This is a genomic window from Yersinia rohdei ATCC 43380, from assembly GCF_000173775.1.
Lineage (GTDB): Bacteria > Pseudomonadota > Gammaproteobacteria > Enterobacterales > Enterobacteriaceae > Yersinia > Yersinia rohdei.
This window is the reverse complement of sequence record NZ_ACCD01000001.1, coordinates 498,731-511,805: the sequence shown is the minus strand read 5'-3', so window position 1 is coordinate 511,805 and position 13,075 is coordinate 498,731. Positions and strand designations below refer to the sequence as shown.

The window sequence follows — 13,075 nt, the reverse complement described above, 5'->3', positions numbered from 1 at the left end:
GGATAATCAGGATAATCCACTATGCTTGCTGACCCAATAGTGCTATTTGGTAGTATCAGCATGAATAAATTCGCACCGGAGGCGTAGCATGTATCTTGAACGTGTCGATATTGTCGGTTTTCGCGGTATTAATCGCATTTCATTGAATCTTGATGATAATACAGTGCTTATTGGTGAGAATGCCTGGGGTAAATCCAGCTTATTAGATGCCCTGACTTTACTTTTATCCCCCGAACCTCAACTTTATCATTTTACCTCGCAGGATTTTTATCATCCGGCAGGCGATGAAAGTGCCAAAGAGTGTCATTTACATATTATTTTCACATTTTGTGAAAAAGATATTGGTCATTGGCGAGCCCCTCGTTACCGCCAGTTAGCACCGCTATGGATAAAAAATGACGATGGTTTACATCGAATTTATTATCGCATTGAAGGTGAGCTGGCTGACGATGGCACCGTTTGTACCTGGCGCACTTTTCTTGATTTAGAGGGGCAGCCACTCGCCTTACATGATATTGAAAAGCTGGCTCGCGGAGTTATTCGGATGCATCCGGTATTGCGATTGCGGGATGCGCGCTTTATACGCCGATTACGCAGCTCCATTACCGAGAACAGCCAGCAGCCGGATAAAGTTGCATTAAATCAACAGCTAGATCAGTTAAGCCGCGAGCTGGTTCGCCATCCGCAGAAGCTGACTAATTCTGAACTGCGGCAGGGGCTTGAGGCAATGCGCCAACTACTGGAGCACTATTTTGCCGAGTCTGGCTCCCAGTCTGTGGGCCAGCGTAACCCTCGTTATCGGCCGCAGCCGGAACGCGAGGCCTGGCTGGCCCTTGATAGCATTAACCGCATGGTGGCAGAGCCAAACAGCCGCAGTATGCGATTGATTCTTTTGGGGATGTTTTCAACATTGCTGCAAGCCAAAGGGACATTGAGTCTTGACCCTCATGCTCGCCCGCTGCTGCTGGTAGAAGACCCCGAAACTCGCCTCCATCCGATTATGCTCTCTGTGGCATGGGGGCTACTTAGCCAGCTTCCGCTGCAACGCATCACCACCACTAACTCGGGTGAATTAATTTCATTGGTGCCCATTGAAAGCATTTGCCGATTAGTTCGCGAGTCTTCTAAGGTGGCGACTTACCGCATTGGCCCGCGCGGTATGAGCCCAGAAGATAGCCGCCGCATTGCTTTTCATATACGTTTCAATCGGCCCTCGGCATTATTTGCCCGTTGCTGGCTACTGGTCGAGGGGGAAACTGAAATCTGGCTGCTCAATGAATTGGCCCGTCAGTGCGGTTATAACTTTGAAGCTGAAGGGGTAAAAGTCATTGAGTTTGCACAAAGTGGTTTGCGCCCACTGCTGAAATTTGCCAATAGGATGGGAATACAGTGGCATACCCTGACCGACGGTGATGATGCCGGCAAAAAGTATGCGGCGACAGTACGTAATATGGCTGATGACGGGCGCAGTCATGAACGCCACCGATTGACTATTTTGCCCGCGCCGGACATGGAGCATTTTTTATATCGTGCGGGGTTTGATGAGGTTTATCACCGGATATCTGCTATTCCGGTCAATGCTAAAATGCAACCGCGCAAAGTGATTGAAAAAGCTATTCACCGCACTTCCAAACCGGATTTAGCTATTGAGGTCACCAATCAGGCGAGGGAACGTGGCGTTGAATCCATTCCCCCGCTACTGAAAAAAATGTTTTCCCGCGTGGTGTGGCTTGCGCGCGGGCGCGCAGATTAATTGCGGGTTACTCGTCAAGCTTCAAGTTGCAAAGTTTTTGGTGCCTATTACTTACCCAACACATTGAATTACATCAACTCCTTGGGTGTGTTAAGTGCCAGTAATCTGCAACTTGAAAGCTATTGCGCGCAGTGGCGCAGAAGCCGCCTTAATGATGAGAAAAGTGGGCGTTTAAGCTGTTATCGAGCTGTTCGAGTAATTGATAGCGGCGGCGATATTCGGCACGTTTTTTACTGGCAATATCTTCCAGTGGTTTTCGCGCAATTCTGGCAGGTAAACTAAAATGGCCTTCCGCACAGGGTTTTCCGCCAAGAGAGATCCAAAAATTATCGTAATCCGCGTGTAATTTATCTTTTTTCTTCGCCCGATAGCGCCAGTTTTGATAAATATGAGTGGCATTACCGACCGCAATTATCTGCGTTATTCCCATCAGTTCTGCCAAACAACAAGTGGCTTCCAACACTAAACGTTTGGGGAATAAACCATGACAGGCTTTGGTTGTGGTCTGAATTTCACTGTGTGGGGTTTCGGGATCCGCTCCTTGTAATCCGCCAATAAACAACGTTTTTTGTTTTTGATAATAAAATAGGCTGAAGGTGATCAGCGCCAGTGTTTGTTGTTGCTCATTGGCCAGCATCAAGGTAATTTCACCCTCCTTATTGAGTTTTGGAAAACTACCCAAATAAAGAGAATACTTTTCATCATTCTTGCCGGTTAATTCGGCCAGTTTATAAGGTGAATGATGTAAATAGTTGCGACGTAATGTCTCTGGTATACATTGATTTATTAGTTGGAAATGTTCCTGTAATACATCCAATTTTTGGCGACTATTGAATGTGTTAGCCAGATAAGGTCGGTGTAATTTACAAGGTAAGTCAGGTTGAGCCCGCAGCATGCTGCTAAGAAGTGGTTGCTTCACCAATATACCGAGTAAGTTAAAGGTCAGTTTGGGGCAAATTAAAGCGCGGGCAATAAATTTAAGTCGAAACTGTAATTCTTTCCATGAACCACCGAGGGTTTGATGCCCTTTGAATAGCAATGTAATCAACCCCCAACGGTTGATGTCATTAGGGATTAATAGGGTGTTTTCTGTGTTTTGCATGATTAAATCCGTTATATCAATGTATTTCTAGCTGCATTGAAACAAACGGGAACTAAACAGAGGCTCAATATATCTTAGATTCCTTCTCTAGCCGGATAGCTATTGATACTTGGTTTAGTTAAATAAGAATTACAGATGTTATTTTCAGCAGATTGGTCACTTCATAAATTAAGGAAGGTCATTGCTTTGATGTCGTTAAGTAGAAGTCAGCGCCGTTGGTTTAGCGCCATTGCCGTATTAATTATCGCTGGATTTTTCATCATCAGACATTTAATGGCTCCGGCACCGGTTCAATTTCAAACGGTGAAGGTGGCCAACCGTGACCTGCAACAAAATGTATTGGCAACCGGTAAGCTCGATGCAGTCCGCAAAGTTGATGTTGGTGCACAGGTCAGCGGGCAATTAGAAAAACTGTATGTGGAAATTGGCGATCAAGTTAAGCAAGGACAATTGCTGGCGATGATTGATCCGCAACAGGCGCAGAACCAAATTAAAGAAGTGGAAGCCACATTACAGGATTTGCATGCGCAGTTGGGGCAAGCGAAAGCAGAGCTGCAACTGGCAGAGGTGACATTGCGCCGCCAGCAAGAGCTGGCAAAGTTGCAGGCGGTATCACGTCAGGACTTGGATCAAGCCAGCACTACCGTGGCGGTGAAAAAAGCGCAAGTTGGAACCATTAATGCGCAAATTAATAAAACCAAAGCTAGCCTGGATACGGCCAATATTAATCTGGACTACACCAAAATTTCAGCGCCGATGGATGGCGATGTGGTGCAAATCACCACTTTACAAGGCCAGACAGTGATAGCGGCACAGCAAGCGCCTAATATTCTGACCTTGGCGGATATGAGCACCATGCTGGTAAATGCACAGGTCTCAGAAGCGGATGTTATTCATCTAAAACCCGGTATGAAAGCCTCATTTACGGTGCTAGGTGATCCAGGGAAGCGCTTTGACGGGGTGTTAAAAGACATTCAACCGACGCCAGAAAAAGTGAATGACGCCATCTTCTATTCAGCACGTTTTGAAGTGCCGAATCCAGATCGGTTATTACGCTTACAAATGACTGCGCAGGTATCAATTCAGTTGGCAAATATTCCGCAGGCGATAGTTATCCCATTATCCGCATTGGGTGATGAGTTAAGCACTAATCGTTATCAGGTTTCGGTATTAAAAGACGGCAAAGAAGAGAAGCGCGAAGTCACTATTGGTATCCGTAATAATGTGGATGCGCAGGTGATTGCGGGACTGGCTCTGGGTGAGGAAGTCATCGTCAGCCGCGGCGGCACGGAGGAAGCATAATGGCGGCATTGCTTGAATTAAAAGGCATTCGTCGTAGCTATCAATCCGGCGAAGAAACGGTTGATGTCTTGCAGGATGTCTCACTCACTATTAACGCTGGTGAGCTGGTGGCGATTATTGGTGCTTCGGGTTCAGGTAAGTCAACACTGATGAATATTCTCGGCTGTTTGGATAAGCCGAGCGCAGGTGTTTATCGGGTCGCCGGTCAAGATGTTGCCGAGTTAGATAATGATGCGCTGGCTGCATTGCGTCGTGAGCATTTTGGTTTTATTTTCCAGCGTTATCACCTGCTGCCGCATCTTAGTGCCGCCCACAATGTGGAAGTTCCGGCCGTTTATGCCGGGGTGGGGAGGAATGAGCGCCGTGAGCGGGCTAACCTGCTATTAACTCGGTTAGGGCTGGGCGAGCGTGTTGATTATCAGCCTAATCAGCTTTCTGGTGGGCAACAGCAACGCGTCAGTATTGCTCGAGCTTTGATGAACGGCGGGCAGGTTATCCTGGCTGATGAACCGACTGGCGCGCTGGATAGCCATTCGAGTGTTGAAGTTATGGCCATTCTGAAACAGCTGCAACAGCAAGGGCACACCGTCATTATTGTGACCCATGACCCGAATGTTGCAGCTCAGGCCGAGCGCATTATTGAAATCAAAGATGGCCGAATTATGGCCGACTCAGGTTCGAAAATAGAGCAAACCGATGCCAAGTCAGAGGCAATTAGCCTGACGCCACCGGCACCTTCGTGGCAGCAGTTAGCGGGGCGTTTTCGCGAGGCTTTATTGATGGCCTGGCGGGCAATGTCTGCCAATAAAATGCGCACCGCACTGACCATGCTGGGCATCATTATAGGTATTGCCTCGGTGGTCTCCATCCTGGTGGTTGGCGATGCCGCCAAACAGATGGTATTGGCAGATATTCGCGCAATTGGCACCAATACCATTGATGTTTATCCGGGTAAAGATTTTGGTGATGACGACCCCAGCACCCGCCAGGCATTGGTCTATGACGATATGGCCGCACTGAAAGCGCAGTCTTACGTCAGTGCGGTGTCTCCGACGATTGCCGGGAGTATGCGGCTGCGCTATGGCAATATTGACGTGGCAGCCAGTGTGTCCGGGGTCAGTGAGCAGTATTTTCGGGTGTATGGGATGAAACTCGAACAAGGCACTGCCATCACTCGTGAGCAGGTTGAGCGGCAGTCACAAGTTGCAGTTATTGACCGCAATACGCAACGCCGGTTGTTTCCTCATCTCAAAGAGGTGGTTGGACAAGTCATTTTGGTGGGCAACATGCCCGCGACCGTCGTGGGGGTAGTGGAGGAAAAGCAATCCATGTTTGGTAGCAGCAAAGCGCTACGGATTTGGGTTCCTTATAGCACCATGGCGAACCGCTTGATGGGGCGCTCTTATTTTGATTCGATTACTGTCCGCATCAAAGAGGGTTATAGCAGTAAAGAAGCCGAGCAACAGTTGGTCAGATTATTGACCATGCGTCATGGTAAGAAAGATATATTCACATACAACATGGATAGCTTGCTGCAAACCGCCGAAAAAACCACCCGAACTATGCAATTGTTCCTGACATTGGTGGCGGTGATTTCGCTGGTGGTCGGTGGGATTGGTGTGATGAATATTATGCTGGTGTCGGTGACTGAACGGACGCGAGAAATAGGCATCCGCATGGCGGTTGGAGCGCGTTCCAGTGATGTTATGCAGCAATTTTTAATCGAGGCAATTTTGGTCTGCCTGGTCGGTGGTGCGCTGGGTATCACGCTATCCTTTGCTATTGGTCTGATTGTGGAAATGTTTTTACCCGGCTGGAAAATCGCGTTTCCGCCCGCGGCATTATTCAGCGCCTTCCTGTGCTCAACCGTGATAGGTGTAGTGTTTGGTTATCTGCCGGCCCGCAGTGCTGCGCGGCTTAATCCTATTGATGCATTGGCGCGTGAATAAGTTGGCGTATCAGCCTGGGCGACTGCGGGTATGAACTTGAAGAGAGGGTTGACCCCAGCGACTTTGGCGGCATAATAAAAATGCCAGTCATGACTGGCTGGCATTTTGAATGCAAATTTTTTTAATCTTAATTATTAATGTAGGTCTGCAATTCACGGCCTCGGGCGTACCTTTAGCACTAATGTGTTTTAGGCAATACCAGGCCAGAGATATGCAGGCAGAGGTCGCGGTGTCAGGCCAATGCAGCGAGTTCCTGCGGTATGGCTGCTTGCAATACCCCATCAAACTCGAGTGGAACAATCAGGCAAGCATGATTCCCTTTTGGCCCTTGATGGACATCAAAGTTAACCATCTGACCCGCTTTTAACGTGCGGTAGCCATCCATCTGGATAGTTGAATAGTGGGCGAATATATCTTCGCCGCCGCCCTCAGGGCAAATAAAGCCAAAACCTTTGGCATTGTTGAACCATTTAACAGTACCCGTCTCCATACTTCTACGTTCCTCGCAAGGCTATTCTAGTTCGAGATGAGGTAATTACTGGTTAAAGTGAGCGCAAGTTGGTTAAAACTCCAACAGCTCACGAAAATACACTCTAGTGGAAATGGCCTTAACGTCAAGAGGGTGGCTTTTGTCAGACCCAGTCAGTGTTGCAAAGTTTGATGTAGCTAACGCTATTGCATTTATTTGGGTACAATTTAATCGTTTTTAACGTTCATACCCTTACTTTTTTCTCTGGCGGCGTTATGACATAAGTGATGTTAAAATAATAATAGATATCTAGATGAAATGGTCTTATAACCGGAGTGAGGTATTGCTCCTGTGTGGTTCAGTGAAACGATGGGCAGGCAATGGGTAAGAACAACGATTGGCTAAATTTTGAACATTTAGTCAAAGATAAACATATCGAGGCGCTCAAACCGCCATCTATGTATAAAGTTATATTAAACAACGACGATTACACTCCGATGGAGTTTGTGATTGACGTTCTGCAAAAGTTCTTTTCTTATGATATTGAACGTGCAACACAGCTGATGCTCAATGTGCATTATCAAGGGAAGGCGATTTGTGGTGTTTTTACTGCTGAAGTGGCAGAGACCAAAGTCGCACATGTGAATCAATACGCCAGGGAGAACGAGCATCCGTTGCTTTGTACGCTGGAAAAAGCCTGATTAAGGCAATTATTGGGAGGTGCCTATGCTCAATCAAGAACTTGAACTCAGTCTCAACATGGCTTTCGCCAGAGCGCGTGAGCACAGACACGAGTTTATGACCGTGGAGCACCTATTGCTGGCATTGCTAAGCAATCCAGCCGCGCGGGAAGCGCTGGAGGCGTGTTCAGTTGACTTGGTGGCATTGCGCCAGGAACTGGAAGCGTTTATCGAACAAACCACGCCAACATTACCGGTAAGCGAAGAAGAGCGCGACACTCAGCCGACGCTCAGTTTCCAACGCGTGTTACAACGCGCGGTCTTCCATGTCCAGTCATCAGGGCGCAATGAAGTTTCTGGTGCCAACGTGTTGGTTGCCATCTTCAGTGAACAAGAATCTCAGGCGGCCTACCTGCTGCGTAAGCATGATGTCAGCCGTCTGGATATAGTGAACTTTATTTCCCACGGCGCTCGCAAAGATGAGCCGGGTCAGGCACCGGGTGCAGAAAATCCGGTGAATGAGGAACAGGCAGGAGGGGAAGACCGTATGGAGAACTTCACCACCAATCTGAATCAACTGGCCCGCGTTGGCGGCATAGACCCGCTTATTGGCCGCGAAAAAGAGCTGGAACGCACTATTCAAGTATTGTGCCGTCGGCGTAAAAATAACCCGCTGCTGGTGGGTGAATCTGGTGTGGGCAAAACAGCTATCGCCGAGGGTCTGGCCTGGCGGATCGTGCAGGGTGATGTTCCTGACGTGATGTCAGAATGCACATTATATTCATTGGATATAGGTTCACTGCTGGCTGGCACCAAATACCGTGGCGATTTTGAAAAACGCTTCAAAGCACTGCTTAAACAGCTGGAAAACGACAAAGACAGCATTCTATTTATCGATGAGATCCATACGATTATCGGAGCAGGTGCTGCTTCGGGTGGGCAGGTAGATGCTGCTAACTTGATAAAACCACTGCTTTCTAGTGGCAAAATTCGGGTTATTGGCTCCACAACTTACCAGGAGTTCAGCAATATCTTTGAAAAAGATCGTGCGTTGGCGCGGCGTTTCCAGAAAATTGATATTACTGAACCAACGCCAGAAGAAACCGTCCAGATAATCAATGGCTTGAAACCTAAATATGAAGCCCATCATGACGTGCGTTATACCGCAAAAGCGATACGTGCGGCTGTGGAGTTGTCGGTTAAATATATTAATGACCGCCATCTGCCAGATAAAGCCATTGATGTAATTGATGAGGCTGGTGCTCGTAGCCGTTTGATGCCGATTAATAAACGTAAGAAAACCGTTAATGTGTCGGATATTGAATCTGTCGTTGCCCGCATTGCCCGCATTCCGGAAAAGACCGTTTCTGCCAGTGATCGTGATGTGCTGAAAAATCTGAGCGAACGCCTGAATATGCTGGTCTTCGGTCAGGATAAGGCCATTGACGCCTTGACTGAGGCAATCAAGATGAGCCGTGCCGGCTTGGGCCATGAGCACAAACCTGTGGGTTCATTCCTGTTCGCTGGCCCTACTGGGGTGGGTAAAACCGAAGTAACGGTGCAATTGGCCAAAGCGCTGGATATCGAATTGCTACGCTTTGATATGTCTGAATATATGGAGCGCCACACGGTCAGCCGCCTGATTGGTGCACCTCCGGGGTATGTCGGCTATGACCAAGGCGGTTTATTGACTGACGCGGTTATCAAACATCCTCATGCAGTTCTGCTGCTGGATGAAATTGAGAAAGCCCATCCGGATGTGTTTAATCTGTTATTACAGGTGATGGATAACGGGACTCTGACGGATAACAATGGACGTAAAGCTGATTTCCGTAATGTCATTCTGGTGATGACCACCAATGCTGGTGTTCGGGAAACGCAACGAACCTCAATTGGCTTTAAACAGCAGGATAACAGCACTGACGCGTTGGAAGAGATCAAAAAAGTGTTTACGCCGGAGTTCCGTAACCGGTTAGATAATATCATTTGGTTCAACCACTTATCACCTGCAGTTATTCAGCAAGTGGTCGATAAATTTATCGTTGAGTTGCAGGCGCAATTAGATGCCAAAGGTGTATCACTGGAAGTCAGTGAGGAAGCCCGTAATTGGTTATCTGATAAAGGCTATGATAAGGCGATGGGCGCACGGCCAATGACTCGGGTTATTCAGGAAAATCTGAAGAAACCTCTGGCAAATGAGCTGCTGTTTGGTTCTCTGGTTGATGGCGGCTCAGTTACTGTTGGGCTGGATAAAGAAAAACAGCAACTGGCTTATGAGTTTAAGAGTGCGCAAAAACGTAAAACTGAAGGTGCAGTACATTAAGTGAGCCAGTAACGAGTGTGGTGATAATTTCACTCTAAGAAAAATAAAGGGCGATAAGCTAATTTAGCTATCGCCCTTTTTGTTTTTACTTTGCGCATTTCACTTTTATTTGCGCGATGATTAATTTGTGCGACGACGAATATGCACTTAATCGACAAATAAAAGAAAACGCAAAACGCCCTATCCATAAATGGGAGGGCGCCGGAGGGGGACTACATCCTCAGAGCTCGCGAGTCATTGACTTGCGATAGGTTAGCCGATTAACGGCTACGGAAGACAATGCGGCCTTTGCTCAGGTCGTACGGGGTCAGCTCTACAGTGACTTTGTCACCCGTCAGGATGCGGATATAGTTTTTACGCATTTTACCGGAGATATGAGCGGTTACCACGTGCCCGTTTTCCAATTCAACGCGGAACATGGTGTTCGGCAGCGTATCCAGAACGGTGCCCTGCATTTCAATATTGTCTTCTTTGGCCATCGAATCCTCTAGGTGTAACTACCTTAGTTTTTAACCGGCAAGATAATGCCGAAAAACCCACATTATGTAAAGAAGTGTTGGCGGTCATCGCACCATTTCAGCAAAATTAGTCTGCCGGTAAGAGGGGGATAAAGCCTAATGTGGGGTTCTTTTCAACGGTTGAGCTACTGCATCGCGGATGAAAAATTCAACGATTGCGGTAGCCAGCATTCAGCCGGTAGTGGACTAAACTGGAGTTGACTCAACTGCTGTAAAAAAAAGTTGCGTGGGATCTCAATTGCACCCAGCGACGCAGTGTGAGCGTTGAGGACCTGACAGTCAATCAGTTCTCCACCATGAAGGGTAAAATGATGACAAAAAACCATTAATGCGCTTTTTGAAGCATTGTCTGCCCGGCTAAACATGGATTCCCCACAAAACAATTTCCCGACAGCAATTCCGTACACACCACCAACCAGCTCATTTTCCAACCAAACCTCTATTGAATGTGCATGACCCAAAGCATGCAGTTGGCAATAAGCTTGCTGTACCTCTTCGCCAATCCAGGTTCCTTCATCACGTTGTGAGGCACAAGCGCGGATGACATCCTCAAAAGCATGATTAAGGGTAAAACGGTAAGGGCAACGACGTAAAAAACGCCGCATACTCCGGCTGATATGTAAGTCTTCTGGGAATAATACAGCTCGCGGATCTGGAGACCACCATAAAATCATCTCTCCTGGGCTGAACCAAGGGAAAATCCCACGTTGGTAAGCAGCCATTAAACGAGAGGCAGATAAATCTCCCCCGAGTGCCAGCAAACCGTTTGGTTCGCGCAGAGCCAGCTCAGGTGAGGGGAATGCGAATGATTGAGATGAGAGCTGTGTGATACGCATAAATCCCCTTAGTGACGCTTACAGGCCATATCTTTCGTGTTTGAAGTTGCAGGCAGATTCGCTGCTCTCAGTAAGTCGGCCCATCCCTAAGCCTTGCCTCTGCACTTCTTAGTTTCTTAGTTTCTTAGTTTCTTAGTTTCTATTCTTTAATGAGGCATCGAAGTTGCAGCAAGTCGTATTCAACTCTGCTGCTGGTCGATGTGTCACAAAATGACTTACTGGTTGTGGGCATTACACCTGTATGTTCATCGAGCTTTATGCGCGAGTGGCCTACCAACAAAGCTAATTACCTTAAGTATAATCATCAAAAAGAAACAATACTGCTGTGTTTTCAGCCGCTTTACTTAAAGTTGGCTGCAAACTAATTAATCTCATGCTTGTGTCTAGCCGCCTTGATTGCTCATAGGCGGCTGGTATCAATGCCGCTGATGGAATTGGTAATAACGCCCTTTGTTCTGTAATAAACTTTGATGATTGCCTTGCTCGACTATTTTCCCGCCATCCATCACGCAGATTCTGTCCATGTATTCCAGCCCATACAGGCGATGAGTGACAAGAATCAGACTTTTTTGCTGACAATGCTGACGCAAGAGAGCCAGAATCTGCTGTTCGGTTTCTGCATCCAAGCCCTCGGTAGGCTCATCAAGCAACAAAAGCGGCGCTGGATGCAGCAAAGCACGAGCAATACCTAAACGCCGCTGTTCACCACCAGACAGTGGGCGTCCGCCATCTCCCATCCAAGCATTTAACCCTTCGCTGTTATCCAGCAAATTGGCTAAACCAACTTGTTCTAATGCGGTTTTAAGCTGTGTATCGGACGCACTTGGGCAGGCTAATAATAGATTTTCGCGCAATGTGCTGCTGAAAATATGCACACGCTGACTCACCACGGTCATCATTTGGCGCAATGTGGCTTCGTCATAGCTGGCTAATGCTTTGCCATTCAGTGTGATAGTGCCCTGATTGGCATCCCAGGCTCGGGTTAATAACTGTAATAGTGTGGATTTACCACAGCCGGTGCGCCCCAGTAGCGCAATATGCTCCCCTGCGGCCAGTGATAGCGATATGTCCTGTAAAACAGGTAAAGGCTGCTGTGGGTATGTAAAACTCAATGCTGTCACTTCTAGCGCTGCCTGTGGTGCTGGTGCTGGGCCGCTAACCGGGAATGTCACTTCTGGTTTTTGTTCCATTAATTGGCCAACACGGGTTGCAGATGCAATGACTTGCCCCAAATGTTGGAAAGCACCGGCCACCGGTAGCAGCGCTTCAAACGCCGCTAAAGAGGTGAACACAAACAGAGCCAACAAGGCACCCGGTTGGCTATTTCCACCAATCCCAGCAGCCGCTAACCAGAGAATTAACGTGACTGTCAGGCCCGAAGCTAGAATCATTAAAGCTTGTGCCAAACCCGCCAAAGACGCTTGCTGTTTTTGGCGACGCATCCAGCGCTGCTCAATGTCTTCCAGTGAAATTCGGAATCGATGTAGCGCACCAAATACCAACAGCTCGGCCTGCCCTTGTAACCAAGAAGTCAATTGAGAACGATACCGCCCACGTAAGTCGGTCAAATCATGGCCGATAGGCGCGCCTGCACGATAGAAAATCAGTGGAACTAACAATAACAATCCGAGCAGGATGGCACCCAGTGTTAGCGCTAAATTGATATCGAGATAACTTAAGCCAAATGTTACTGCGGCAATAATGACAATGGCCGCTACTAGCGGTGATATGACCCGTAGATAGAGATGGTCGAGTGTATCGACATCTGCAACCAGGCGGTTCAACAACTCACTTTGACGAAAGCGAGCAATGCCCGCAGGGGAAAGCGGTAGAATTTTTTGGAATGCAAATACCCGCAGATGTGCCAGCACACGGAATGTGGCGTCATGACTGACAACTCGCTCGGCATAGCGGCCTGCGGTTCGAGTAATTGCAGCACCTCGCACTCCCGCTGCCGGTAGCAGATAGTTAAAGGTATATAACCCGGCAGGGCCAGCAATTGCCGTCCCTGCAAGGAACCAACCTGATAATGTAAGTAAACCGATACTGGCGAGTAAAGTGACAATCGCCAATACCATACCCAGACAAATCAGAAACCAATGGCGGCGATACAGCGCCAGAAAGGGGAGAAGTACGCGCATGA

General features: G+C 47.8%; 10 protein-coding genes. 5 read left to right on the top strand and 5 right to left on the bottom strand.

What is annotated here, in order from left to right; all coding sequences use genetic code 11:
• Nucleotides 1-88: 88 nt before the first annotated feature.
• Nucleotides 89-1,753 carry an ATP-dependent endonuclease gene (locus tag YROHD0001_RS14940; protein ID WP_004713354.1) on the top strand — a complete coding sequence of 555 codons (1,665 nt, stop codon included), beginning with the start codon at nucleotides 89-91 and terminating at the stop codon, nucleotides 1,751-1,753.
• 148 nt (nucleotides 1,754-1,901) lie between these two features.
• On the opposite strand, the gene YROHD0001_RS14945 is transcribed toward YROHD0001_RS14940, so the two are convergent.
• Nucleotides 1,902-2,855 carry a VirK/YbjX family protein gene (locus tag YROHD0001_RS14945; RefSeq protein WP_004713353.1) on the bottom strand — a complete coding sequence of 318 codons (954 nt, stop codon included), beginning with the start codon at nucleotides 2,853-2,855 and terminating at the stop codon, nucleotides 1,902-1,904.
• A 189-nt stretch (nucleotides 2,856-3,044) separates the two neighbouring features.
• Here YROHD0001_RS14945 and macA point away from each other — a divergent pair, with 189 nt between their 5' ends.
• Nucleotides 3,045-4,157 carry a macrolide transporter subunit MacA gene (gene macA / locus YROHD0001_RS0117260; RefSeq protein ID WP_032816056.1) on the top strand — a complete coding sequence of 371 codons (1,113 nt, stop codon included), beginning with the start codon at nucleotides 3,045-3,047 and terminating at the stop codon, nucleotides 4,155-4,157.
• Nucleotides 4,157-6,106 carry a macrolide ABC transporter ATP-binding protein/permease MacB gene (macB, locus tag YROHD0001_RS14950; protein WP_004713352.1) on the top strand — a complete coding sequence of 650 codons (1,950 nt, stop codon included), beginning with the start codon at nucleotides 4,157-4,159 and terminating at the stop codon, nucleotides 6,104-6,106. Before macA ends, macB begins: the two co-directional genes overlap by 1 nt.
• Nucleotides 6,107-6,338: 232 nt before the next feature.
• Here macB and cspD read toward each other — a convergent pair whose 3' ends face one another.
• A complete protein-coding gene (gene cspD / locus YROHD0001_RS14955; RefSeq protein ID WP_004713351.1) occupies nucleotides 6,339-6,596 on the bottom strand; it encodes a cold shock-like protein CspD in 258 nt (85 codons plus the stop codon).
• Nucleotides 6,597-6,955: 359 nt separating this feature from the next.
• Between cspD and clpS the strand changes: the two genes are divergently transcribed.
• Both clpS and clpA read left to right on the top strand, forming a co-directional pair.
• On the top strand, nucleotides 6,956-7,276 hold the full coding sequence (gene clpS, locus YROHD0001_RS14960; RefSeq protein WP_004713350.1) for an ATP-dependent Clp protease adapter ClpS: 321 nt from the start codon (nucleotides 6,956-6,958) through the stop codon (nucleotides 7,274-7,276).
• Nucleotides 7,277-7,301: 25 nt separating this feature from the next.
• Nucleotides 7,302-9,578, top strand: coding sequence for an ATP-dependent Clp protease ATP-binding subunit ClpA (gene clpA, locus YROHD0001_RS14965; RefSeq protein ID WP_032816013.1), 2,277 nt, complete (start codon nucleotides 7,302-7,304; stop codon nucleotides 9,576-9,578).
• A gap of 260 nt (nucleotides 9,579-9,838) precedes the next feature.
• Here the strand turns inward: clpA and infA are convergent, their stop codons facing one another.
• The 3 genes from infA to cydC form a co-directional block, all read right to left on the bottom strand.
• Nucleotides 9,839-10,057: a translation initiation factor IF-1 gene (infA, locus tag YROHD0001_RS14970; protein ID WP_002211347.1), complete on the bottom strand. Its 219-nt coding sequence runs from the start codon at nucleotides 10,055-10,057 to the stop codon at nucleotides 9,839-9,841.
• 164 nt (nucleotides 10,058-10,221) lie between these two features.
• Nucleotides 10,222-10,932 (bottom strand): leucyl/phenylalanyl-tRNA--protein transferase, encoded by a 711-nt coding sequence (gene aat / locus YROHD0001_RS14975; protein WP_004713347.1) that lies wholly within the window; start codon nucleotides 10,930-10,932, stop codon nucleotides 10,222-10,224.
• Nucleotides 10,933-11,348: 416 nt separating this feature from the next.
• On the bottom strand, nucleotides 11,349-13,073 hold the full coding sequence (gene cydC, locus YROHD0001_RS14980; RefSeq protein ID WP_004713346.1) for a heme ABC transporter ATP-binding protein/permease CydC: 1,725 nt from the start codon (nucleotides 13,071-13,073) through the stop codon (nucleotides 11,349-11,351).
• Nucleotides 13,074-13,075: the final 2 nt, after the last annotated feature.